This window comes from Mesorhizobium sp. M7A.F.Ca.MR.176.00.0.0, assembly GCF_004023165.1.
Lineage (GTDB): Bacteria > Pseudomonadota > Alphaproteobacteria > Rhizobiales > Rhizobiaceae > Mesorhizobium.
This window is the reverse complement of record NZ_RZTC01000235.1, coordinates 1-2,277: the sequence shown is the minus strand read 5'-3', so window position 1 is coordinate 2,277 and position 2,277 is coordinate 1. Positions and strand designations below refer to the sequence as shown.

At 63.9% G+C, this 2,277-nt stretch carries 2 protein-coding genes and 1 pseudogene; all 3 read left to right on the top strand.

Translation table 11 applies throughout. The annotated features are described in order from the left end of the window. The first annotated feature begins 685 nt into the window (after positions 1-685). Positions 686-973, top strand: coding sequence for a DUF5372 family protein (locus EOB59_RS34195; protein ID WP_128178321.1), 288 nt, complete (start codon positions 686-688; stop codon positions 971-973). A 167-nt stretch (positions 974-1,140) separates the two neighbouring features. Further along, on the top strand, positions 1,141-1,620 hold the full coding sequence (locus EOB59_RS34190) for a helix-turn-helix domain-containing protein (RefSeq protein WP_128178319.1): 480 nt from the start codon (positions 1,141-1,143) through the stop codon (positions 1,618-1,620). A 258-nt stretch (positions 1,621-1,878) separates the two neighbouring features. Further along, positions 1,879-2,256: pseudogene (locus tag EOB59_RS34185) on the top strand (recombinase family protein); the annotation flags it as partial. Between the last annotated feature and the right edge of the window lie 21 nt (positions 2,257-2,277).

Below are 2,277 nucleotides of genomic sequence, written 5' to 3'. Positions count from 1 at the left end.
GTCAGGCCGCCGATCTCGACGGCGCGCGCCGAAACGGTCTCGGCGCGCTCGCGGCTGATGTCGCGATAAAGGCGCAGGATACCCAGACATGTTCTGAAGCCCTGCTCAGGATGCGGCCGGCTGGCGAGGATGGCGGTGATAAGCCCTTCGGTTTGCGGTCCGATCGATGCGCCCCAGCGCCGGAAGCGATCCGGTGTCCATTCCGCATAGCTGCGGTGCGAGCTCGGCATGTGTGCGGGGTCCGTTCCATAGCGCTTGCCGCCATATCGGCGCTGATGCACAGCGATGCGTTCGCCGCGATGGAAGATCTCGATCATCCGTGCTGTCGCCCGGATATCGACCTGCTGACGGATGAGGCCGTGCGGCACGGAATAGAAGAAGCTTTGGAACTCGACATGGTAATCCGTCGAGACCCGCGCAAAGCGCCATTCGGCGAACTCGTAATCCTCGGCGGGCAGGCTTGCGAGCGCCGCGCGTTCGACCGCCTCGAAGAGCTGTCGGCGGCTGACGCCCAGCCGGCGCATGACATGATTGTTGATGCGCTCCAGCACGCCGGCGATCGCGGCATTGGCCTCGGCGAGCGAGAAGAACGTCTGTTTGCGCAGGCGCCCCAGAATGCAGCTTTGGGCGAAACGCACGCCGTTCTCGACCTTGGCCTTGGATAAAGCCGTCAACTGCAGCCCGTATGGGGACGACCGGCCTCACGGTCCGCATTACTCACCCATTCCACCCGCTTAAAGACCAGACCTTCGACATGATCAGCCGCAGCCCGCATTGGGGCGACGACCGGGTGATCTACCGGGCGGCGGACGGGACCTTGCCCACGATTGCCGCCGCAATGACGGACATGGAGCAGCCTGACGCATTCCGGCGCGTCGCGGCCGGGCGCGCGGCGTTCCGGACGGTCGACCTATTGGATTTGCTCACGCTGCTGGATCGGGTCTCTGCGCCGGTGGAGGGGGAGGATGCGTAAGGTTAAATACGCCGCTGGTGTAAGGCAAATTACGCCGCAACGCCTGCTCGGATACCGGAGCTATGCCCAGAATTGCAAGATTTGTCTCGGTCATCGTGAAGCGACCTTGTTTGACGTCTCAGAATGTAAGGCGTATTTATATTTACGAATCAATTTGGATGATGGTCATGGCGAAGCAAAAGCCAGCACGACGCGACCCAAAGGCCGAGGCCTTGGCCCGCGACGGCGCACTCAACCCCCACCCCGAGGCCGTGCGCGACACGCTGTTTGCAGGCAATCCCTTCTTCGATGCCAGGGACCTTGTGCAGGTCCGCTACGAGATGGTGCGCCGCCATCAGGCCGATCGCGTGCCGATCAGCGACGTCGCCAGCGCCTTCGGGGTCTCGCGGCCGACCTTCTACAAAGCTCAGAGCGCCTTGGCCGACCAGGGCCTCGCCGGGCTGGTGCCCCGGCAGCGGGGTCCAAAGGGCGGACACAAGATCTCTGCCGAGGTCCTCGCCTACATCGACCAACTCAGGACGACGAGGCCCGACCTCACCGTTCCGCAACGTGTAGACGCTATCGCCACACGCTTTGGCGTCAGGGTGCACCGGCGAAGTCTGGAGCGGGCCATGGCGCCCAAAAAAAAACCACTCGATCTGCCTTAACCGTCCGCGCGACCAGCCTCGTCGGCACATACGAACAACTGCGCACCGCGGTGCTCAGCGCCCGGCTGATCACCGGATCAGGACTCGTAACCCTGCGCCGTCAAGGCATGGTCGCCTGGATCAAGGCCGCAACGACAACACCCAACTTTACGCCGCCTTGCCCGGTACATCGCACCCCGTCGGCAGGCGCGATCGCCGCCAGCGAGCTCACCCTCATCCTTGCCAGCCTTGTTGTCACGCTAACCGCGGAGCCAGCACATGCCTGACCTCAAAGTCACCGCCGACCACCTTCGGCGCGACGCCTACCTCTACATCCGTCAGTCTACGCTGCGACAGGTCGCCGAGAACGGCGAGAGCACGCAGCGACAGTATGGGCTGCGTGATCGCGCCATTGCCGCCGGTTGGCCGGCCGAACGCGTCCACGTGATCGACTGCGACCTGGGCAAATCGGGATCCAGCGCCGTTGCCCGCGACGGCTTCCAGGAACTGGTCAGCGAGGTAGCCCTCGCCAAGGCCGGCGTCGTCATGGGGCTGGAGGTCTCGCGCCTGGCCCGCAACTCCGCCGACTGGCACCGGCTGCTTGAGCTGTGCGCCCTGACCAGCACCCTCATCCTCGATGAGGATGGCGTCTACGAACACACATCTTAATGCCCCAAT

Bases quoted from the DNA above. Each gene is read 5' to 3' on its own strand.
- EOB59_RS34195 (WP_128178321.1), top strand. From the start codon at position 686: ATGGGGACGACCGGCCTCACGGTCCGCATTACTCACCCATTCCACCCG.
- EOB59_RS34190 (WP_128178319.1), top strand. From the start codon at position 1,141: ATGGCGAAGCAAAAGCCAGCACGACGCGACCCAAAGGCCGAGGCCTTG.